This window comes from Acinetobacter sp. SAAs474 (genome assembly GCF_032823475.1).
Taxonomy (GTDB): Bacteria; Pseudomonadota; Gammaproteobacteria; order Pseudomonadales; family Moraxellaceae; genus Acinetobacter.
Genome location: NZ_CP127915.1, coordinates 808684 through 830298, shown reverse-complemented (window position 1 = coordinate 830298; position 21615 = coordinate 808684). Strand labels below are relative to the sequence as shown.

The following is a 21615-nucleotide window of genomic DNA, read 5'->3' as shown; positions in this document are numbered from 1 at the left end:
ATTTTTAGTGATCAAGTTCTTGAATCAGGCTTTTAAATGCAGTACCCAATTGTGGATGATCAACTCCATAATGTAACACTGCTTTTAAATAACCCAGCTTACTGCCACAGTCAAATGTTTGTCCTTTCATTCGATAGGCCTCAACGACATCATGCTGTTGTAACATGGCAATTGCATCCGTCAATTGAATTTCATTGCCCGCACCTTTAGGCGTTTGTGCCAATAATGACATAATTTTGGCAGGTAAAATATAGCGTCCAACCACAGAAAGATTTGACGGTGCAGAACCGATGGCCGGCTTTTCCACAATCCCTTGCATTACGCTACTACGACCTTCTGGCGGAATTTCCGCTACATCGACAATGCCATACTGATCCACCAAATGATCTGCTACAGCTTCAACCATAATTTGTGCAGCTTGACTGCTTTCAAAACGCTGGATCATTAGATTGAGATCATTGATTTCACTGTTGTCTTTCACCAAAACATCGGGTAACAACACCGCAAAATCATCTTGACCAATAAGATCTTTGGCACATAAAACCGCATGTCCCAAGCCCAAAGGCTGTGGTTGACGAACACTACTGATGGTGACATGTGGCGGCAAAATCTCGGTAATTTCTTTTAATAAATCAAACTTTTTTTTCTGTGTGAGTATAGTTTCTAATTCAAAATTACGATCAAAATAATTTTCAATCGATACTTTAGAAGAGTGCGTGACCAAAATAATATGTTCAATACCTGCTGCAACAGCTTCTTTGACTACATATTCAATCGCAGGGCGATCAACCACGGTCACCATTTCTTTAGGAATTGATTTACTGGCAGGAAGAAATCGTGTACCGAGTCCAGCGACTGGAAGAATTGCTTTTTTAATCATTAAAGTGACCGCTATCAATTTACAAACTATTTTTGGAAAGTTTTACTTTCCGAGACTGACTGACGATTGAATCGAGTTGCACCAACAATTTGGTCTGGTGCATTAATTCCTTCTTTCATCAACATTACTTTGACTGTTTTTAACATAATTTTAAAATCTAGCAAAGTTGAACGGTTATCAACATATTGAACATCTAAAGCAAATTTTTCTTCCCAGCTTAGATGATTACGGCCATTGACTTGGGCAAGCCCAGTCATACCAGGTTTAACTTCATGTCTACGATGTTGCTCTGCAGTATAATGTTCTAGAAATTCTTTCATTTGTGGACGAGGCCCCACAATACTCATATCGCCTTTAAGGACATTAATCAATTGTGGCATTTCATCAAGACTGGTTGAACGTAGTTTTTGTCCAAAGGGGGTAATACGTTGTTCGTCGGGTAATGGATCACCATTTTTATCAACCGCATTACGCATAGAACGAAACTTAATCATTTTAAAGAGGCAACCGTTTTTTCCAGGACGTTCTTGACAAAAGAAAATAGGAGCACCGAGCTGTTTTTTGACCTTAAAGCATAAAAAAATAAATATAGGCGATAAAATTAGTAATGCGAATAACGCAATACTAATATCAATTAATCTCTTCATTTTTTACCCTGCATAATTTAAAAAACTTAAAAATTTATTTTGAGAATTATGAAAATCACAATAAAACTCGATTATGTATTCCATATACTCAATATCATTATTTCCTAAAAAAACGGCAACTAAAATACCGATTTCTAGGGATTATAATACGACTTTTTTTATTATTAAAGTTTTAAATAAAGTAAAATGTTTTTATGTACTATTCTTGTGCTATTTCCAGCAAAAAATAATAATTATTTATAAACTAAAATTAAATTTAAAATTTAGTATATCTTATTAAAAAGAAAATAAAAGCTTATTGGTATACTCAATAGATTGATCTATAACAAGAATAATAGAAATTTATAACTATCAATATTTAATCAAAACTAATTAAAATAAATAATTGTTAATATTATCTTATCAATATAAGACTAATACATATACAATTTATCAACAACATAAATGTAAATATAAATAAATAATGATATTTTTAATTCAATTGAAATCAAATATGATGATCAAATACACATTAAAATTAAAAAAAAATTTATAAGCTAACATTATTGTTTTTTAATCAAACGATCATATATTATATGTAAGATCAATCACTATTTTTAGGTAAATGATTACCATATCATCTATATTAAAAAGTAGTTCAACAATTATTTAAAAAATAATTAAACACTTTATTTTGGTAATAACCTAATTTTTTAATATTAGTATTTTGTCATAACATAACAAATAGCTTATTTTAAACCAAGTATTGTAGTTGGCTTTTAACTCATTATTTTTAATAGAGTTCTTTCATAAGTCATTTTCTACTCAGTTTCATATTATAAATTCCAGCAATTAAATTAAATCTTAAACCCAGTCTTTTTCCTCGATTACGATATCGCTCAGCAAGAATTTTAAAGGTTTTCAAACGACCAAATATATGCTCAATGCTGATTGTCCTCTTGTTTATTTCTTGGTTATAAATTTTCAGCTCAGGATCTAATGTGTAAAGCTTTTTTGCTTTTAATGGTAATAGACTATTCGTATACACAGCATAAAGTCCTTGATAGCCCTTATCTGCGAGAATAAAGCCACTTACAGGAATCTAATATAAGTTACGTTTGAATAATTCGAAATCATGCACAGCACCACGACTTGTACATAAACTCAGAATTTGCTGAGTTCTATAATGAATGATCGCTTGAACTTTGAAAGTATGTGCCTTCTTCTTGCCGCTAAAGCAATCACTGTTTAAGAATCCGAACTGGTCAACTAAGCATCTCAGAAATTACCTTTATCGCCATTTGGTATAAGTGTTCTCACTTCAACAATTTCAAAGCATTCTTTTCATGGTTGAAGCAGGATAAATGTCATTTATTTAAAAGCTTACCCTGTTACCAACGTATGATTCATTTGATCAATATGCACCAACTCGCCCTACATGCTTTACATGTGTCACTGATGAAAGGTCAAGATAAACAATATTTATGGATTGATTCAACAACACTACTAGTCTGTAAAAATCAACGGATTCAGCGCCATAAATCTCTAGCTAAAATCGCAACTCGTGGTAAAAGTTCGAGGAGTTGGTTTTATGGTTGTAAATTACATATCGTGATGAATCAATTTGGCAAGATCGTTAGCTCAGCCTTATCCAACGGGAATATTGCTAAAATGGTGGAGAAGTTAGTTGCGGGTTTACAAGCGAAGCTCTATGCAGATCGTGGCTATATCAGCAAAGAGTTAAAAAGCAGGTTAAGAGATCAATGTATTGATTTGATTACCTATCATCGAAAGAATATGAAGTCTGTTCAACTACAACAATCTGATGAATATCACTTAAAACAGCGTAATAAAATAGAGACTTTATTCAGCCTCTTAAAAGGACAATACAGTTTAGTAACGAGCAAAGCGCGTAGTATTCTGGGCTTTTTAAGTGGGATTTATGCTTCGTTATGTGCATATCAATTAACCCATCGAAATAAGCCAACCATTCAGATTATAGAATCATTGGCTTAAACAGGATTGGGGTTAAAATAATAATATTTTTGGATTAATATTTGTTTTTTAGATTAGATATCTTTCATAAATCAAAAAATAGTCATCTTCTGACTAATATTTAGTCTCTAATTTTCTGAGTATTCGTGCATAATTTGCAGATGAAATACATCGACTCAAAAAAGCTTTCTGAAACACAATTTAAGCGCTATACAGGCATCTCGTGGTCAACTTTTGATTTAATGCAATTAAAGCAGCAAACTCCTTCCAAAGGCAGGCCACCCAAATTAAGCATAGAGGATCAGATTCTCTTATGCCTAAGCTATTGGCGTGAATACCGAACCTTATTTCATGTTGCCACAAGTTACGGAGTTTCAGAGCCCACAGCTTCAAGAATTGTGCGTCATGTAGAGGATGCTGCATGACGAATTGCGGTCAAGATTCGAGCTTCAAGAATTGTGCGTCATATAGAGGATTGCCTCATCAAGTCTAATCTATTTAATTTACCGAAGCATTTGCCAGAAGGCGAAGGCATAGACTGGAATGTGGTCATCGTAGATGCTACAGAAATTCCAATACAACGGCCTAAAAAAACAGAAAAAAAGCTATAGCGGCAAGAAGAAGGCACATACTTTCAAAGTTCAAGCGATCATTCATTATAGAACTCAGCAAATTCTGAGTTTATGTACAAGCCGAGGTGCTGTGCATGATTTCGAATTATTCAAACGTAACTTGCATCAGATTCCTGTAAGTGGCTTTATTCTCGCAGATAAGGGCTATCAAGGACTTTATGCCGTGTATCCGAATAGTCTATTGCCATTAAAAGCAAAAAAGTGTTGCACATTAGATCCTGAGCTGAAGATTTATAATCAAGAAATAAACAAGAGGAGAATCAGCATTGAGCATATATTTGGTCGTTTGAAAACCTTTAAAATTCTTGCTGAGCGATATCGTAACCGAGGAAAAAGACTGGGTTTAAGATTTAATTTAATTGCTGGAATTTATAATATGGAATTGAGTAGCAAATGACTTATGAAAGAACTCTAATGATTACTTTGTTTAAAAAATTTCCAATATATTGCTTCAATTTTTTTAAAAAATTATCAATGATACTGAATAATTCGGTATTATTGAATACTGACGCTAGAGCTTTAAGTTTAGTATGGCAACTCAACTGATTACTTTAGTCCTTTTATTTTTCAGGCCAATTTCTTATCTGCAATTCAAGTTATATCTAGGTTCAATAAAACATCATGAATTATGTATATGCAGTTATTTGTCATAAAATAACAAATCCTCTTATTTTTACAGTTCATCATTTACTTAAAAGTAATAAAAGTATAGTACTCCTTCATATTGATAAAAAAACCAATCAAATGGAAAGAGAAAAAATTTACTCAAATTTAGGAAAGCATTCAAATTTATACTATATAAAAGAACAAGAATCCATAGATGTACAATGGGGAAACTTTTCACAAATAGAGGTTATGCTTCTTTTAATGAATAAAGCTCTTGATTTTGAATTTAAATATTTTTCATTAATTTCTGGCGATGATATTCCTATTTTGCCTAATATAAAAAGAGAGATTTATTTTGAAAATTCTTATAAAAAATCAATAGAATTTATTGGCATAAATATTAATAATGATGCATCTGATAGATTAGGAATAAACTATCCTAATTTCTTCTTTAAAAAAGATCACTCGTTTTTTGGAAAAATGAAGAGAAAATTATTTTTATTTTTTGCCAAAAAAATGAAAAGAAAAAATCTATCCCATCTACCTACACTTTATAAAGGATCTACTTGGTTTACACTTACAGATAAAACTATTAAATATATTTTTAATTATGTAAATACGAATCCTAACTATTTAAAAAGCTTTAAAACATCTTTATGTGGCGATGAAGTGTTTTTTCAAACTATTGTTTTTAACAATCCAGATTTAAAAACAAAAATTTATGGATTAGATTTAAATCTACCAGACTGTGAAATGGGCGGACGTTATATTGATTGGATAACAGGGCCTGATTTTCCAAAAACATTGGATGAGAGTGACTTTAATAGGGCCTATAAATCTCAACTATTATTTTCTAGAAAATTTAAAGAAAATATTCCGCTTTCTACTCTTGAAGAAAATATGAAAAAATATTCAATAAATAACTATTAAATATATCCTGAATCCTGAATAAGGACTTTCCTGTAAATCATAAAATAAATGTAAAGTCTATTAACATTGTCTGTTCAAAAAAATAGCGAGAAAGTAGAATTCAATCGCCAAACTAAATTCACTCCTCGCTATGCCTCGAATAATGCTAACTAATCAATACTAGTCTAAGCTAAAAGCTATTCTCGTTAATTTTAGTATTTATCTCAAACATAACTTGGGATGATAATACGTAAGCGTCCGATAAATCCCGTAGCTATATTTTAATTGGCTTCGGGTGCCCAACGATGAGGGAGTAAATCTTCAAGTTCTGTGACTTTGTGCAAGGGTAATCGTCTTAGGACATCACTTAAAGAGGCATACGGATCTAAACCATTAAGTTTAGCTGACTGAACTAATGTCATGATATTCGCAGCACGTTGACCACTACGAAGTGAGCCCGCAAATAGCCAATTCTTACGCCCCAAAGCCCATGGACGCATTTGGTTTTCAATCCAGTTATTGCAAATAGGTAGATGACCATCATCCAAATAACGGCTTAAGGCCAGCCATCGTTTGAGACTATAATTAATCGCCTTGGCTGTTGCAGAACTTGAAGGGGACTACGCTTTGATGTTGTATTAGTCACTCATGGAGTTGTTCCATAATAGGTTTGCTATATTTTTGCCGGTACTGATAGCGTTGTTCAGTACTACCATCGGTATTTTTGCTGATTTCAGCCTCTATTGTGTAGAGTTTCTGGAATCAATGCTAAAGCCTGTTCTGCAATTTTACTTTTACCAGTCACATGCAGCTCATGAAATTTACGTCGTGCATGTGCCATGCACCCCACTTCAATGATCTGACCTGATTTGAAACGTGCTTTGTAACCACTGTAATCATCACGGACCAAATGACCTTGCCAATCTGTTAAAAAAGCTTCAGCATGATCACCAGAGCGACTATCTTGAAAGCCATAAATCACCGCTTGAATAGGATTATATTGAGTCGTGGCATAAGCCCAAACATAACCTTTCTTTGGCTTTTTCTCTTTGTCATCTAACCGCATGATGGTCACAGGTGTTTCATCTGCATGTAGAACTTGCTATTGCAATATCACTTTTTTTAAAGTGTTAGTTAAGCATTCTAATTCAACACCACAACGACCGATCCAATCACATAAAGTCGATCTTGATAAATCTACACCCGCACGTAAGAAGATCTGACGTTGACGATATAGTGGTAAGTGATCTGCATATTTAGATACCAAGACATGACTCAGTAATTTAGGTGTTGCTATTCCTTTATCAATCACATAAGCCGGCATTACTTGTTGCATTAAGGTGTCACATTGATCACAAACCCATTTACCACGAACATGTTGTTCTTTATAAAACTGAGTAGGTCGGAAATTTAATTTTTCACTAATATCCTCACCAATACGACGTAACTGACAACCACAAGTACATTGTGTTGATACTGGTTCATGATCAATACGAATCGTAGATAAGTGATCGGGTAATGGACGACGTTTAGGTTTATTTGCTTTGTTCTTTACAGCTAATGCATTGGCTTTATCTGTATTCAATCGCTCTAACTCTAGCTCAACCGCAGCAATATCCTCTTCAACTGCCTCATCCCAAAGATGGATTTGCTTTGCAGTGAGATGTTCATTCTTGCAACCAAATTTATGTTTTTTAAAAAGTGCTAACTCATGCTCATATTTTTTATTGAGTACTGAAAGATGCTGGACTTTAGAATCTAATTGTTGTTTATCTTCTGCTAGTTTTTGATGCTGCATAGCTAACTGTCTGGTAAATTCCAGCAGTTCTTTATGGGTCAGTTGGCTTAGATCGTGCATCGTATTCATGACCATAGTATGCCTGAGATCATGAATACAATGATATAAAACGTTTGGAGAATGGCAGAAGCCATCAGCTTGATTTAGAGCATAGTAACGACTTTTTCTAATCCAATACGTTGCCAAGGTAAACCTTGAATTAATGCCTGTAATTGTTCAGCACTGAGAGATATAGTTTCACCTTGATGCACTTTCGCCCAGTGAAATTTACCTTGTTCTAACCGTCGGCCACATAACCAAAGACCAAGTCCATCATGAACTAATACTTTCATGCGATGACCACGTTTATTACAGAATAAATATGCGCAATGAGGCTTAATCGCACCAAAGGCTTTCATCACTTGAGCCATAGCTGTATCCATTCCTGCACGCATATCCATAGGCTGAGTAGAAAGCCAAATTTCATCAATACGGATCATTTAGCGAGTTCCTTAACCAGCAACAATAACTCAGTTGTTGATTCCATTTCATACTCAATTTCAACAGATTTACCCAAGTGTTGAGGATTGATTCTAATCCGAACAGGTACTTTTCTTGCGGGTATAGTTGGTGAAAGTATGTTTTCTTTTATTGGAGTTGTTTGTAAAATGACAGGTAGAAAATCGGTCTGTTGCTCAGACTGAGGTGTATCAGATTTATTTTGGCGAATCCATTTATGTAATAAATTTGCATTCACTTGATGAATTGGAGAAAACTGTGAAAGAATATATTCACTATTACAACTATGAACGAATTAAGGTTAAATTGAGAGGACTGAGCCCTGTACAATACAGAATTCAGTTATTAAAAGCTGCGTAATCAATCGTCTAACTTTCGGGGGTCGGGGCAATCTTAGTGGACACTATCGCGAGATTCTGGAGTGAGAAAAAGTGGTGTTCAGCGGATGCTTACGATATAAATCATAGACTGATAATTACGTGCGAGTTTATCAAATCGAGTTGCTATCGCACGGAAATGTTTTAATCTTGCAAAGGCATTCTCAACTAAATGCCTTAAGCGATATAAGTACTTATCAAAATCAGGATTGAATTTCTTACTATTTGATCTTAATGGAATAATAGGTATCATTTTTCGATTTCTAGCTGACTTCCTGATATGTTCAGAATCATATCCCTTGTCCGCGATTAGATAATCTGCTGTTTCAATTAGATCTATTAGGTGTTCTGCAACTTGGCTGTCATGGACATCACCCCCAGTGACTTTAAAATCAATCGGTAATCCATTCGCGTCGGTTGCAAGATGAATCTTTGTTGTGAGTCCTCCACGAGATTGCCCAATTGCATGCTCGAAGCCATGCCGAGCTCCACTTGCATGCTGATGCGCGTGTATGTAGCTTCCATCAATGAATACCCATTCTTGGTCCAAGCTGCCTCGTAGTTTGAAAAAAATTTATCCCATAAGCCTTTTTAAAACGGTTATAAGCAGTTTTCCAAGGACAAAACTCTTGAGGAATATCACGCCATGTCGCACCTGTGCGCAGTTTCCATAAAATAGCTTTCATAATATTTCTACTGTTCTTTGAGCTATAGCAACTATGAAATTTCATTGTTACTTGAATCTGTTGCCAAATATCATCTGTGAGAAGAGTACGTGCCATTGAAAAATATTGAAATGGAGATAAAGTAGAGCCTAATTCTAGGCGTTTAAATATTATTCTTCAAATAAGGACACGCCCTAATATTTAGTCTCTAATTTTCTGAGTATTCGTGCATAATTTGCAGATGAAATACATCGACTCAAAAAAGCTTTCTGAAACACAATTTAAGCGCTATACAGGCATCTCGTGGTCAACTTTTGATTTAATGCAATTAAAGCAGCAAACTCCTTCCAAAGGCAGGCCACCCAAATTAAGCATAGAGGATCAGATTCTCTTATGCCTAAGCTATTGGCGTGAATACCGAACCTTATTTCATGTTGCCACAAGTTACGGAGTTTCAGAGCCCACAGCTTCAAGAATTGTGCGTCATGTAGAGGATTGCCTCATCAAGTCTAATCTATTTAATTTACCGAAGCATTTGCCAGAAGGCGAAGGCATAGACTGGAATGTGGTCATCGTAGATGCTACAGAAATTCCAATACAACGGCCTAAAAAAACAGAAAAAAAGCTATAGCGGCAAGAAGAAGGCACATACTTTCAAAGTTCAAGCGATCATTCATTATAGAACTCAGCAAATTCTGAGTTTATGTACAAGCCGAGGTGCTGTGCATGATTTCGAATTATTCAAACGTAACTTGCATCAGATTCCTGTAAGTGGCTTTATTCTCGCAGATAAGGGCTATCAAGGACTTTATGCCGTGTATCCGAATAGTCTATTGCCATTAAAAGCAAAAAAGCGTTGCACATTAGATCCTGAGCTGAAGATTTATAATCAAGAAATAAACAAGAGGAGAATCAGCATTGAGCATATATTTGGTCCTTTGAAAACCTTTAAAATTCTTGCTGAGCGATATCGTAACCGAGGAAAAAGACTGGGTTTAAGATTTAATTTAATTGCTGGAATTTATAATATGGAACTGAGTAGAAAATGACTTATGAAAGAACTCTAATAGATAGGTTTATTCATTTCGAAATTATATGGCTGAATAAACCCTATATACTAGGTTTGTGTAACAAAGCCTTAAATATTTAAAATACTCAATAATTTTTTATTTACTTTTATTACATCAAATTTTTTTTGAGCTATTAAATAACTTTGCTGCCCCATAATATTTATTTGCTCAGGATTTTCAATAAAATAGATCATTTTATTTGCAAGGGTTTGTACATCCCATTTCGGTATTAAAAAACCATTAATACCATCTTTAACCGTATCACGACAACCTGGAACATCTGTCGTAATAACAGGACGACCTATCGCCATAGCTTCTTGAGTACTTCGTGGAACCCCTTCTCGATAAGAGGGTAATACAAATACACTGGTATTTTTCAACTCTTCAGCAATTTGATTTGTAAAATCTTTGTATTCAATTATACCAGATTGAATGACTTGATTTAACTCTTGTTGTGTAAGTCCTGAAGGATTTTGCGTATCTAATGCGCCAATTACCTTAAAAGATGTATTTGGATATTTTAATTTTACAATTTTAGCTGCTGCCAAATATTCATAAATACCTTTTTCTACCAATAGCCTTCCTATAATAACGAAAGAAATATTAGATGTAGTATCCCATAAACTATAGGGATAGTCTTCAAGTTTTAGTCCAATTCCACCAAGAACGTGAATTGAATCTTTACGATGATAAATCTTTTTTGAAATTATTAAGTCCTTTGGGTCATCATTATTCAGAAAAATAATTTTATTTAAAAAAGGAAATACAACTCTATACAGTGAAACCTGAAAAAATTGTACAAGTTTCATTTTAAAACTCTGACCATTTGGATGCTCAGTGAATGGCGAACCCAAGCCTTCAATCATTCCAACTATATTAGACACACCAGCAAGTTTTGCTGCCAATGAACCATAAATCACCGGTTTAGTAAAAAAAGAAAAAACTAAATCTGGTTGATATTGTTTGATATAATTTTTTATTTCCAACATTGACTTGATATCACTTAATGGATTTAAACCTGCTCGACTTAAGTTATAAGTTAAAACCTGAGCATCTAAAGATTTAATTTTTTCAATCCACTCATCATTATATTCAGAAATTAATGTGTATACAATAATTCCTCGCTGTCTACAACTAAGAATAAAATCTTTTCTAAATAAATAAAGATTAGATGCTGTAGTTCCAATTAAAAACGAACTAGACATATTTATAATCCAAATTTATATATTATTTCTAAATTAGAAGAATAATTTAAAAAATCATTATGACTAAGTACAGTCACACGTTTTCTTTGAAGAATATACATTAAATTTAATTTATCTAGTATTAATACAATAATTTTTTTAATTTTAAATTTTTTGATAATTTTATTTTTTTTATTATCTGAAATTATATTTTTATAATATTTTTCAATAACCTGAATTTGAGTATTATAACCTTTAATCATTTTTTCTTTTTTTACATTTTCACCTTCTCTATAATAGTAAAGTGGCTCCTCTATAACATAATATTTAAGATCATTTTTAATATTTGCGCTTAACCATAGCTCATAATCTTCAGCCAAAGAATTTTTTTCTTCATATAAATTTCTTAAACACCAAGTTTTTCTAGCAAGCATAGAAGCATGTAATAAGTTAGTCAGTCCATTCAACATATCAGGAGCACTCATATGATAGTTTTTTAGTATTCTCTTACCTAATATTTTATTTTTATTATCGATAGAATACATTCCAGTAGTTATTAAGTCATATTGAGTATTATTTTCTAAAAATCTAATCTGTTTTGTTAAACGATCAATTGCTATTAAATCATCTGCATCCATTCTTGCAATATAATCATATTTAGCTTCATGAATTATCTGATTTAATCTAAAAGGCAATTTCTTATTTAAACCATCATTAATTAATCTAATTCTTGAATCAAAATCAACATATTTTTTCGCTATTTCAAGTGATTTATCTGTAGAGCCATCATTTACCAAAATAAGCTCCCAATATGGATAAGTTTGAGCTAGAATTGATTTAATAGCATCTTCTAAAAATAATTCTGCATTATAGAAAGGAATACCAATACTTATAAAAGAATTCTTACTCATATTAAAAAAGTCCAAAAATAGGGTTAATTTGATAAGGGTATAAATTACTAAAACGCATAGTTGTTAGAGTAAAATAGATAATACATAAAATAAAAAATCCTATATTAAAATATAAATTTTTATATTTATTAATATAATATGGTAAAAGAAAAATAACCATACTAACAAAATAATATAATAGACGTTGAGGGCCAGATGGATCTGTGCCCAATAATGATATTGGCATTATAATTGCCAGTCCCAAAAAGAAAATTTGTTCCATTTTACTATATTTAATATCTTGTTTTCTATTTTTTATCCCTGAGAAATAGAAAAATATAGCGATAGAAAAATAGAAAAATAGAGTAAGATATCCTCCAGGATTATCTACTTCTTGAGTATAATTTTCATACCTTATATTATCTTGTGCTAAATACTCTATTATAATTTGACTTAAAGAAATTGAAGCAAATAAAATAAATAAAAATTTCAGCTCTATTTTCATTTTTAAATTAACAATAAAATATATAGGCAACATAATTAAAGCTGAAATATGAAAAAAACTAGCTAATATAACTAGTAAAAAATATTTAAAAAAATTATTTTGTAATAAAAATGGTAGAGCAGAAAAACAAATTGCCATTGCTATACCTTGTCTTAAACCATTAAAGAAAAATGTATAAAAACCAAAAGTAAAATATATAAGAATAGAATAGAAGTAGTTTACTGAAACTTTGTTTATTGTCAATATATATAATGGTATGATAATTAAAGATATTAATGTAAAAAATAAAAAATATTCATGTGTAATACCTAAAATCAAATATTCAAGCAATTGATAACCATACTCAACATTTGGATTAAAATAATAATAATTATAGTCAAATGATTTCATAAATTTTGAGACATAAGCTGGTGTATCAGTCCCAACATTATAATTTCTAATACTATATAATATTGTTAATAATATAATCGGAATAAAAATTTCATTCCGACCCGTTACCTTTTTAAAAGAAAAAATCCATAACATTATAGTAAAGAGAATAACAATATATGGCCACATAATTATCTAATTTTTCGCTTTATCAATTCTAATAATTGAAAACCACCTATATAAAATATAGTTGCCATCCCTAAATATTTAATCTTTTGTTTAAAACAGGCCTTCAATAATAACAATTTTTTTAAAAATAAAAAATAATTAATATTACCTAATATTAGCTTACTAAAATAAATAGATAAAAGCCTTGATTTATCTATTTCAAACAAATTAGAATAATATTTCAATCTTTCATGAAAAAAAATATCTGCTGGGTATTTATCTTCTTTACTATACATATCTATTGCTATATCTTCAGCAAAAAGCCGTAAAATTAAATTAGGATCATTAGTATCTAGTGCCTTAGTAAAACTTTGGACATGTTGACGATAATTATAAATTATATCATTAATATTATAAAATTTATATTTTTTTATCGCTCTTAGCATCCATTCAATATCTGCAGCTCCTTTTTTATCAAATAAGGTATTAAATCCACCTAAATTTGTATATATTATTTTTTTAAATAAAACACTTCCCCAAATAACGGGAAATTTATTTTTATTCTTCATATAGTAAATAATTTCATGATGCTTTTGAGGATTTTTAATTACATCTATTATTGTTTTTTCTCTTAAAACATTAACTGCTCCACCAATCAAATCTACATTTTTTTCAACAATATATTTCATTTGTATTTCTATTCTATTTAGTTCTGAATAATCATCAGCATCTTGTATAGCTATATACTCCCCTTGACAATAAGATAAAAGTTTATTTGTTGTAAATAGATTACCCTTATTATTTTCATTTTTATATAATCTAATCCTATTATCATCTATATTTAAAATTTTAACTATTGTATTATCACTTGAACCATCATCACATATAATTAATTCAATATTTTTATATGTTTGATTTAGAATACTAAAAATTGCTTGTTCAATAAATTCCTCTGCATTGTATACAGGCATTATTACTGATATTAAAGGCATACTCATGAATTATATCTTCCTAATAATTCTTTTAAGGTCAAGGAGTGATGGCTTATAAAAAAATCTAAAAATAATATCCTTCATTTCAATTATAATACTAGGATAATTATATAAATGACATCTTAGTAAGATTAAATCATTCCCTACAACATCATGTTTAATACTAAAATCATTAAAAGTTTTTAAGATATTATCTATTTTTTTAGTTGATATTCTTTCATGAGGATGACTAATATCTACAATATAATTTTCCTCTACAACTAATTCAGCAGTACAATTAAAATTTTTTAGAAATCTATAATAACATTCAAAATCTTGCCATGCGATAAAATTTTCATCAAATAAATTTTTTTAAATAAACTTGTTAATGTAAAAATTTGATTACCTAGATAAAAGTAATATATAAGATCCTTAGCATTTATTTCTTTTTTCATCAGAACTTTTTTTAATTTATATACTTTTTTAGTAAGACCAGTTTCTGTTTTTCGTAAGTAAAGACTATAAAGTACTTTTGTCGTCTCTTTTTTATTTCCCCATGCAAGTATAAATTCTTTTATTCTATTTTTAAGAAAATAATCATCATCATCCAAACCTGTAATAAATTCACCTGTCGCATTTTTAATGGCAATATTTCGACTAACACATGCACCACTATTTTTTTCTTTAAAAAAATAACGTATTCGTTGATCTTGACTGGCTAATTGTATTAAATATTCTTGTGTACCATCGGTAGAACAATCATCAACAATAATAATTTCAAGATTGGTATATGTTTGCTCTTGAACAGATTTAACTGCTCGCTTTAAAAGTTCTAAACGGTTATAAGTTGGAATATAAACTGTAACTAAAGGTTGTATAGTATCCATTAATTTTCCCCAAATAAGTCACGCGTATAGACTTTATCTTGAACTGGATTTAAATCATCATGTATACGATTGGCTAAAATAACATCTGATTGTTGTAAAAATGCAGATAAATTATGATTAACTAGATAGTGTTCAAAATGATCTGTTTTTAAGGTTGGTTCATAAATAACGATCTGTACATTATACTCTTCAAGTTCCGTAATAATATCCTGAATTGCTGAATCACGGAAATTATCTGAACCTACTTTCATCGTTAAACGATAAATACCAACTATATTTGGCCGTTTTTTTAAAATTTCTTTTACAATAAACTGTTTACGTGTTTTATTAGAATGAATAATGGCTTGAATCAGGTTTTGTGGTACATCTTTATAATTGGCTAATAATTGTTTAGTATCCTTTGGTAAACAATAGCCACCATAACCAAAAGAAGGATTGTTATAATGATTACCAATACGAGGATCTAAGCTTACACCAGAAATAATATCTAAACTATTTAAGCCTTGTTTTGCGCAATAAGTATCAAGCTCATTAAAATAAGCTACACGCATAGCAAGATAGGTATTGGAAAATAATTTAACTGCTTCAGCTTCTGTTGAGTCCATACATAAGGTTAAAGCATTTTTTTCAATGGTGGCTTGTAAGTAAAGTTGTGCAATTGCTTCGCCACGTATAGATTTTTCACCAACAATAATACGTGATGGATATAAATTATCGTATAAAGCTTTACCTTCACGTAAAAACTCAGGACAAAAAATAATTTGCTCAGTATTAAACTGTGCCTTAATTTTTGCAGTATAACCAACTGGAATTGTTGATTTAATAATAATCACTGCATTTGAATTGATCGCTAAAATATCATGAATCACCGTTTCAATTGATGAGGTATCAAAATAATTGGTTTCTGAATCATAATTGGTGGGTGTGGCAATAATAATATAATCAGCAGATTGATAAGCAGAGACGTTATCAAGTGTTGCCACCAAGTTTAAATCAGATTCAAGCAATGCCTTTTGAATATAATCATCAACAATCGGTGATTGACGTTGATTGATCATTTCTACACGTGTAGCATCAATATCTAAACTGGTGACCTGATGCTGCTGTGCAAATAGTACTGCATTAGATAGCCCCACATAGCCAGTACCAACAACTGTTATATTCTTCATTAAACATTCCATAATTTTGCCATCGTTTTACCAAATTCACCTGCAAAGCTTTTACTGCGACCTGCGCCTGGAGTAAATGTAATTTCACCAAAATAAATTGTGTCTTTTAAAATATACCAGTCTAATCGTACATAATTATATTCTAAACATAATTGCTGATTTAATAATAATATTTTTTGAATATATTGTTTTTCATGTACTGTTAAATTTTCAACATAACCAAATGGAGAGTGCAATATTTGGTCTAAATTATCAGTATCAAAAAAGACTGTTTCATATCCAAGCTCTGATCGCTCAGCAACAATTTGTAATATTTGTTTATATGAACCATCTTTTTGTAAAAATCGATGAAACTTATAGTCTTTTAAGGCTTCGTTCATATTGGTAATTTTTTTTTCAACCACCAATTTAGGGGTAATTAAACTATAATGCCATTCATCACTAAATTGACTATAATCTTCTTTTAACCACTTATTTGCCAAATCTATAATCTGATTTTTTTCATTCACTGTTGGTTCCTGGTTTAAAATTTTAACCATACCAGCACCATGAGTTGGTTTAATTACAATATTGTCCCACTGAGTTAATTGAGTTAACTCTTGACCAGATGAATATACGGCAATTAAAGGAATTAAATATTGATCACCTATTGTCTCAGCGATATAACTACGAACTGCATATTTATCTGCGTAAAATGCAAACTTAGTATCCTTTTCAGAGAGTATTCTTTTTAAAATTTTTTCATTAATATTTGTAGGATTCTGAAGATTCGGCCACATATTAAATAAACGATAATACTGAATAGATACCCTATATTTTGATGGTAACATTTTCAATATATGTTTATAAGTTTTCTTTAATATAATCACATCTATTTCCTAGTAAAAATTAAATATAATTTATAGGGTTGTAGCAATTTTAAATGCATTTTAAAAACCTCCCCTTTATTAAATAAATAATTCCCTATGGTTAATGAAAAAAATTCAATTAAAACAAAACAATATGCCGCACCAACTAAGCCATATTTTATAATTAAAAAGTATGAAACTGGTATACTCAATAAACTAATAATTAACATTTTTATAGATAAATATTTATAGGCACCTAATTTCATCATATAGCGATAATTAATAGTTCCCATATTTGATAATGCTGTAGCTATTACAATTAATCCCAATATTTTTGCAGCATCTAGATACTTAGAACCATAAAGCATTTCAATCCACCAAGCACCAGTAATCCTTAGAAAAAGATAGACCAAAAAAGAAACAAAAACAACAATATAATGTGTTAAAATAAACAATTGAATAGATTTTTTTTCTGATTTTTCAGCATAAATTCTAGCGAATAAACTGGTAATTAAAGCAATATTAATAAATGCCCAAGCACCACCCAAAGTCATAGCTATATTATAAATACCAAGTTCGGCATAAGTAGAATATTGAGCTAAAAATATATTTGAAACTTGATTATAAACCACAATGGATATAGATGAAATTAATAAAGCACCTCCTGTATTTATTAAATAAATATTATATTTTTTTGATTTTTTAATAGTTAAAGAGATTAAGAGACTATTTTCTTTTTTATAAATATACCATCTTAATAGATAAGGAATGGCAACAATCAGTATAATTGGGAGTACCATATAATAAAGATGAAATTCATAATAAACTAAAAAAAATCTAACAAGTAATGCAATAATTAAACCAAAAATATTAGTTAATGCATTAATAACAGATTTTAATTGACTATTATTATAAATAGAAAATATATCACTAATAGTATAATAAGAAGCAATAAAACTAGCTAGTGCAAATAAAAATACAATAAATTCATTATATAAATATAAATAAACAAGTAAAATAGTTGAACTAATGAAAAACAATGCTCGTCTAAAATTTAGATTAGCACTTGCTAAGCGCATACCAGATATTTTATTTTCGCTCATACGTTTTAAATAAACATTTTGTGCTCCAAACCAAGCAATACTTTGGATAAAAATAAATAGACTAGAAGCAAAAATAATTTTTCCAAAATTTTCAGGACCTACATATTTTGCCATATATGAATTGACAAAAATTAGTCCAATCATGGAAACTAACTTTTCAAGCATCATCCATAAGGAATTTGACATGATTTTTTTAGAAAAAATGTCCATGACTCTAGCTCTGGTTTTAAAGTTTTACTTAATAAATCAAACAGTCACCTTATAGGCTATAAAATAAATGAATTGATTATAGCGGCATAGTATAATCACTATAAAATAATATGTCTCATATTTTATTTAGAAATATCATAATATCTTTAAAAATTTGCTGGGTTGATAACCATCAACATATTTTTCTAAAATATGAAATACCCAATTTAAGTTATTATTATCCACACATTGATTTAAATCTTGAAATATTTGATCTATTTCAGACCACATATAAAAATGTTCATAAGAACGTAAAATTCGTTCATGCGCTGTTTTTTGCACATTTTCAGCATCAATTAATAATTCTTCATATAACTTTTCACCTGGACGTAGTCCGGTAAACTGGATTGCAATATCGCCAATGCCCTTTTCATTAATCGGTTTTAAACCACTAAGACGAATCATTTGTTGAGCTAAATCGACAATTTTTATCGGCTCCCCCATATCCAGTAAAAATACATCACCGCCTGTTCCCATTGCACCTGCCTGAATGACCAATTGAGCTGCTTCTGGAATGGTCATAAAATAACGGGTTACTTCAGGATCAGTGACCGTAATCGGGCCACCTTGTGCAATTTGCTGTTTAAATAACGGTACTACGGAACCGGATGATCCTAGTACATTACCAAAACGCACAATACTAATCTGGGTTTTGGGATGGATCGCGGCTAAACCTTGGCAATAGAGTTCAGCCATACGTTTTGATGCCCCCATGACATTAGTGGGACGTACGGCTTTATCGGTTGAAATCAGTACAAAGGTTTCCACCCCCTTATTCACCGCAGCATCGACACTACGTGCAGTACCAATCGAGGTATTATAAATCCCTTCAAAAGGATTGGCTTCCACCAAAGGCACATGTTTATATGCGGCAGCATGGTATACCGTCTGTACCTGATATTCGGCAATCACACGTTCTAATTTGGCTTGATGTGTCACTGAGCCCAAAATAGGCACAATCTGAATTGTCGAATTTTGTAGTTCACGATCAATCGAATAGAGTGCAAATTCCGATATTTCAAATAATATTAAACATTTCGGCTGATGTTTTACGATCTGTCGGCATAATTCAGAACCAATCGATCCCCCCGCACCAGTCACCATCACGACTTTATGTTGAATATTCTTTTCTAACAGTTCAACTTTAGGTGGTACAGGATCACGGCCCAATAAATCAATAATATCGACCTCACGAATATCGGAGACATGGACGCGGCCATCGACCAATTGGGTCACACCAGGCAATTCCATGATTTTTACATTGCTTTGTTGAAACGATTCAATCAACTCTTTTTTACGAATACGCCCAACCGAAGGCATGGCCAGTAAAATTTCTTCGATGGCAAATTTAGCCAATTGATGCTGCGCACGCTTAGCCGAATAAATTTTAAGGCCGCTTAAAGAACGACCTTGCAATGATTTTTTATCATCAATAAAAAAAACCGGTAAATAGTCATCCGAACGGTTTAATGCTGCTGCAATCTGTTGCCCCGCAAGACCTGCGCCATAGATTGCTACACGTTTGCGTTGTTGCTTTTTGGCAAATGTACGTAAGGTTACATAACGCACAATGGCACGACTCCACCACATATAAGAAAACAGTACAAAGCCATACATCAATGGAATACTCATTGGAATAAAGGCTAGACTGAGTTTTTTAATGGCATATAAAGCCACAATCTGGATAAAGGTGGCAATTAAAATACGCAGTAAATAATCTTCATTAAATGAGCGTACAATCGCGCGGTAGACCCCTAAAAAGGCAAAAATAACAACCCCAATCACCCCGACATACAGATACCAAAAATCAATCCCCTGCATCACGGCTACATCGGGTTTTGCCAGACGAATGGCATAGACCAGCCATAGCATTATCGGCAAAGCACAGAGATCCATCAGCACCCAAAACATCTGTTTTTTACGACGTGACAGCGATGCAAAATATCGAATAGTATCTTTCACTAAAGGCTCGAGAAGTCAATCAAGATGAGGGGGAGATCAATATCGGACGATTATACGCGATTAGCCATTAAATTTGACCAATGACCTGCTGAATTACTGCAACTGTTTTCTGAATACTGGCCTCAGATAAGGTTGGATGGACTAAAAACATCAAACTATTCTCACCCAACTGCTTGGCATTGACTAAACGCTGTTTTGGCCGCCATGGTGTGGCATCAAATGCTTTTTCTAAATACACTTCAGAACATGAACCACTGAAACACGGCACACCCAGTGCATTGATGTCATGCATAATGCGATCACGAGACCACCCTTGAGGTAATGCATCCACATCCACCTGTACATAACATTTATAATAGGCATGGACATAATCTGCATCAGGCTGATTGACCTGAAATAAAGCATGCGGTTGAAAAGCAGCCAGAATACGCTGTGCATTGTGCTGACGCTGTGCAGTCCACTGTGGCATATGAGTCAGTTGAATCCGGCCAATCACGGCTTGCATTTCCATCATCCGCCAGTTGGTACCAAAGGAATCATGTAACCAGCGAAAACCTGCTGGATGCTGAGTGTGATAAACACTGTCGTAATTTTTACCATGATCCTTATAAGACCACATGCTTTTCCACAAGGCTTCATCGTTGGTGGTGACCATTCCTCCTTCGCCCCCTGTGGTCATAATTTTATCTTGGCAGAATGACCATGCCGCAACATGACCAATCGAACCTGCAGCACGACCTTTATATTGAGCACCATGTGCTTGTGCACAATCTTCAATCACATATAGGCCTTTTTCTTTGGCCAATGCCATAATTGGATCCATATCGCACATCCAGCCAGCCAAATGCACACAAATAATGGCCTTGGTTTTGGGCGTTAATACGGCTTCGATGCTACGGCGTGAAATATTTTGTGAATCAAGCTCAACATCAGCAAATACAGGTGCAGCACCCGCATTGACAATCGAACTTGCTGATGCCAAGAAAGTACGTGAAGTGACAATCACCTCATCACCTGCGCCAATCCCTAAAGCATGCAGGGCCAAATCTAATGCAACAGTACCATTTGAGAGTGCAATCGCAAATTTCGTACCGACAAACTGGGCAAATTCTTTTTCAAATTCACGACAGTGCTGTCCTGTCCAATAGTTCACCTGATTGGACAATAGCACCTTGGATACCGCGTCAGCTTCAGTTTGCGTAAAACTCGGCCATGGTTCAAATGCAGTATTTAACATTAAATTTTTCCAGCGTT

Annotated in this window: 21 protein-coding genes and 3 pseudogenes; 7 read left to right on the top strand and 17 right to left on the bottom strand. The window is 32.2% G+C overall.

Annotated features, from left to right (window positions below):
* Nucleotides 1-4: 4 nt before the first annotated feature.
* From galU to QSG86_RS04885, 3 genes are all read right to left on the bottom strand, one after another.
* Nucleotides 5-880: a UTP--glucose-1-phosphate uridylyltransferase GalU gene (galU, locus tag QSG86_RS04895; RefSeq protein WP_317030460.1), complete on the bottom strand. Its 876-nt coding sequence runs from the start codon at nt 878-880 to the stop codon at nt 5-7.
* A gap of 26 nt (nt 881-906) precedes the next feature.
* The gene (locus QSG86_RS04890; protein WP_317030459.1) at nt 907-1527 is read right to left on the bottom strand and encodes a sugar transferase; all 621 of its coding nucleotides are present in this window, start codon (nt 1525-1527) and stop codon (nt 907-909) included.
* Nucleotides 1528-2320: 793 nt separating this feature from the next.
* On the bottom strand, nt 2321-2554 hold the full coding sequence (locus QSG86_RS04885; RefSeq protein ID WP_317030458.1) for a transposase family protein: 234 nt from the start codon (nt 2552-2554) through the stop codon (nt 2321-2323).
* Nucleotides 2555-2754: 200 nt separating this feature from the next.
* Here QSG86_RS04885 and QSG86_RS04880 point away from each other — a divergent pair.
* The 4 genes and pseudogenes from QSG86_RS04880 to QSG86_RS04865 form a co-directional block, all read left to right on the top strand.
* Nucleotides 2755-3522 (top strand): annotated as a pseudogene (locus tag QSG86_RS04880) (IS982 family transposase); the annotation flags it as partial.
* A 140-nt stretch (nt 3523-3662) separates the two neighbouring features.
* A complete protein-coding gene (locus QSG86_RS04875; RefSeq protein WP_317030457.1) occupies nt 3663-3926 on the top strand; it encodes a transposase family protein in 264 nt (87 codons plus the stop codon).
* Nucleotides 3927-4059: 133 nt separating this feature from the next.
* A complete protein-coding gene (locus QSG86_RS04870; RefSeq protein ID WP_317030456.1) occupies nt 4060-4530 on the top strand; it encodes a transposase family protein in 471 nt (156 codons plus the stop codon).
* A 224-nt stretch (nt 4531-4754) separates the two neighbouring features.
* A complete protein-coding gene (locus QSG86_RS04865; RefSeq protein WP_317030455.1) occupies nt 4755-5669 on the top strand; it encodes a beta-1,6-N-acetylglucosaminyltransferase in 915 nt (304 codons plus the stop codon).
* 260 nt (nt 5670-5929) lie between these two features.
* Here the strand turns inward: QSG86_RS04865 and tnpC are convergent.
* The 3 genes and pseudogenes from tnpC to QSG86_RS04850 form a co-directional block, all read right to left on the bottom strand.
* A pseudogene (gene tnpC / locus QSG86_RS04860) lies at nt 5930-7515 on the bottom strand (IS66 family transposase).
* Nucleotides 7516-7589: 74 nt separating this feature from the next.
* Nucleotides 7590-7925: an IS66 family insertion sequence element accessory protein TnpB gene (gene tnpB, locus QSG86_RS04855; protein WP_317030454.1), complete on the bottom strand. Its 336-nt coding sequence runs from the start codon at nt 7923-7925 to the stop codon at nt 7590-7592.
* On the bottom strand, nt 7922-8182 hold the full coding sequence (locus tag QSG86_RS04850; RefSeq protein ID WP_317030453.1) for an IS66 family insertion sequence element accessory protein TnpB: 261 nt from the start codon (nt 8180-8182) through the stop codon (nt 7922-7924). Before QSG86_RS04850 ends, tnpB begins: the two co-directional genes overlap by 4 nt.
* Before the next feature lie 26 nt (nt 8183-8208).
* On the opposite strand from QSG86_RS04850, the pseudogene QSG86_RS04845 reads away from it, so the two are divergent.
* A pseudogene (locus tag QSG86_RS04845) lies at nt 8209-8304 on the top strand (IS3 family transposase); the annotation flags it as partial.
* 78 nt (nt 8305-8382) lie between these two features.
* On the opposite strand, the gene QSG86_RS04840 reads toward QSG86_RS04845, so the two are convergent.
* Nucleotides 8383-9103 (bottom strand): IS5 family transposase gene (locus QSG86_RS04840; protein WP_317030452.1). Its coding sequence is split into 2 segments (ribosomal slippage): nt 8383-8869 and nt 8868-9103, totalling 723 coding nucleotides; the frame shifts between segments, so codons are not numbered across the junction.
* Between the two features lie 124 nt (nt 9104-9227).
* On the opposite strand from QSG86_RS04840, the gene QSG86_RS04835 reads away from it, so the two are divergent.
* Together QSG86_RS04835 and QSG86_RS04830 are read left to right on the top strand one after the other, a co-directional pair.
* Nucleotides 9228-9617, top strand: coding sequence for a transposase family protein (locus QSG86_RS04835; protein ID WP_317030451.1), 390 nt, complete (start codon nt 9228-9230; stop codon nt 9615-9617).
* Nucleotides 9565-10035 (top strand): transposase family protein, encoded by a 471-nt coding sequence (locus tag QSG86_RS04830; protein ID WP_317030450.1) that lies wholly within the window; start codon nt 9565-9567, stop codon nt 10033-10035. Before QSG86_RS04835 ends, QSG86_RS04830 begins: the two co-directional genes overlap by 53 nt.
* Nucleotides 10036-10124: 89 nt before the next feature.
* Here the strand turns inward: QSG86_RS04830 and QSG86_RS04825 are convergent, their stop codons facing one another.
* The 10 genes from QSG86_RS04825 to QSG86_RS04780 all read right to left on the bottom strand — a co-directional run bounded on the left by QSG86_RS04825 (nt 10125) and on the right by QSG86_RS04780 (nt 21598).
* Nucleotides 10125-11261 (bottom strand): glycosyltransferase family 4 protein, encoded by a 1137-nt coding sequence (locus QSG86_RS04825; protein ID WP_317033360.1) that lies wholly within the window; start codon nt 11259-11261, stop codon nt 10125-10127.
* A gap of 2 nt (nt 11262-11263) precedes the next feature.
* Complete coding sequence (locus QSG86_RS04820; protein ID WP_317030448.1) at nt 11264-12151, bottom strand: glycosyltransferase family 2 protein; 888 nt, start codon at nt 12149-12151, stop codon at nt 11264-11266.
* 1 nt (nt 12152) lies between these two features.
* Nucleotides 12153-13193: an EpsG family protein gene (locus QSG86_RS04815; protein ID WP_317030447.1), complete on the bottom strand. Its 1041-nt coding sequence runs from the start codon at nt 13191-13193 to the stop codon at nt 12153-12155.
* A 2-nt stretch (nt 13194-13195) separates the two neighbouring features.
* The gene (locus QSG86_RS04810; RefSeq protein ID WP_317030446.1) at nt 13196-14170 is read right to left on the bottom strand and encodes a glycosyltransferase family 2 protein; all 975 of its coding nucleotides are present in this window, start codon (nt 14168-14170) and stop codon (nt 13196-13198) included.
* Nucleotides 14171-14451: 281 nt separating this feature from the next.
* The gene (locus QSG86_RS04805) at nt 14452-15030 is read right to left on the bottom strand and encodes a glycosyltransferase family 2 protein (RefSeq protein ID WP_317033359.1); all 579 of its coding nucleotides are present in this window, start codon (nt 15028-15030) and stop codon (nt 14452-14454) included.
* Nucleotides 15030-16199 (bottom strand): nucleotide sugar dehydrogenase, encoded by a 1170-nt coding sequence (locus QSG86_RS04800; RefSeq protein ID WP_317030444.1) that lies wholly within the window; start codon nt 16197-16199, stop codon nt 15030-15032. Before QSG86_RS04800 ends, QSG86_RS04805 begins: the two co-directional genes overlap by 1 nt.
* Complete coding sequence (locus tag QSG86_RS04795) at nt 16199-17068, bottom strand: ATP-grasp fold amidoligase family protein (RefSeq protein WP_317030443.1); 870 nt, start codon at nt 17066-17068, stop codon at nt 16199-16201. Before QSG86_RS04795 ends, QSG86_RS04800 begins: the two co-directional genes overlap by 1 nt.
* A 2-nt stretch (nt 17069-17070) precedes the next feature.
* Nucleotides 17071-18360 (bottom strand): polysaccharide biosynthesis protein, encoded by a 1290-nt coding sequence (locus tag QSG86_RS04790; RefSeq protein ID WP_317030442.1) that lies wholly within the window; start codon nt 18358-18360, stop codon nt 17071-17073.
* A gap of 135 nt (nt 18361-18495) precedes the next feature.
* Nucleotides 18496-20361 (bottom strand): polysaccharide biosynthesis protein, encoded by a 1866-nt coding sequence (locus QSG86_RS04785; RefSeq protein WP_410487444.1) that lies wholly within the window; start codon nt 20359-20361, stop codon nt 18496-18498.
* 67 nt (nt 20362-20428) lie between these two features.
* Entirely contained in the window at nt 20429-21598 is a 1170-nt protein-coding gene (locus QSG86_RS04780; RefSeq protein WP_317030441.1) for a DegT/DnrJ/EryC1/StrS aminotransferase family protein, read from the bottom strand.
* Nucleotides 21599-21615: the final 17 nt, after the last annotated feature.

Coding starts and splice junctions, on each gene's coding strand:
- QSG86_RS04805 (WP_317033359.1), bottom strand. CDS start 15,030: ATGGATACTATACAACCTTTAGTTACAGTTTATATTCCAACTTATAAC.
- QSG86_RS04865 (WP_317030455.1), top strand. CDS start 4,755: ATGAATTATGTATATGCAGTTATTTGTCATAAAATAACAAATCCTCTT.
- QSG86_RS04800 (WP_317030444.1), bottom strand. CDS start 16,199: ATGAAGAATATAACAGTTGTTGGTACTGGCTATGTGGGGCTATCTAAT.
- QSG86_RS04815 (WP_317030447.1), bottom strand. CDS start 13,193: ATGTGGCCATATATTGTTATTCTCTTTACTATAATGTTATGGATTTTT.
- QSG86_RS04870 (WP_317030456.1), top strand. CDS start 4,060: ATGCTACAGAAATTCCAATACAACGGCCTAAAAAAACAGAAAAAAAGC.
- QSG86_RS04780 (WP_317030441.1), bottom strand. CDS start 21,598: ATGTTAAATACTGCATTTGAACCATGGCCGAGTTTTACGCAAACTGAA.
- galU (WP_317030460.1), bottom strand. CDS start 880: ATGATTAAAAAAGCAATTCTTCCAGTCGCTGGACTCGGTACACGATTT.
- QSG86_RS04890 (WP_317030459.1), bottom strand. CDS start 1,527: ATGAAGAGATTAATTGATATTAGTATTGCGTTATTCGCATTACTAATT.
- tnpB (WP_317030454.1), bottom strand. CDS start 7,925: ATGATCCGTATTGATGAAATTTGGCTTTCTACTCAGCCTATGGATATG.
- QSG86_RS04875 (WP_317030457.1), top strand. CDS start 3,663: ATGAAATACATCGACTCAAAAAAGCTTTCTGAAACACAATTTAAGCGC.
- QSG86_RS04820 (WP_317030448.1), bottom strand. CDS start 12,151: ATGAGTAAGAATTCTTTTATAAGTATTGGTATTCCTTTCTATAATGCA.
- QSG86_RS04830 (WP_317030450.1), top strand. CDS start 9,565: ATGCTACAGAAATTCCAATACAACGGCCTAAAAAAACAGAAAAAAAGC.
- QSG86_RS04790 (WP_317030442.1), bottom strand. CDS start 18,360: ATGGACATTTTTTCTAAAAAAATCATGTCAAATTCCTTATGGATGATG.
- QSG86_RS04825 (WP_317033360.1), bottom strand. CDS start 11,261: ATGTCTAGTTCGTTTTTAATTGGAACTACAGCATCTAATCTTTATTTA.
- QSG86_RS04835 (WP_317030451.1), top strand. CDS start 9,228: ATGAAATACATCGACTCAAAAAAGCTTTCTGAAACACAATTTAAGCGC.
- QSG86_RS04810 (WP_317030446.1), bottom strand. CDS start 14,170: ATGAGTATGCCTTTAATATCAGTAATAATGCCTGTATACAATGCAGAG.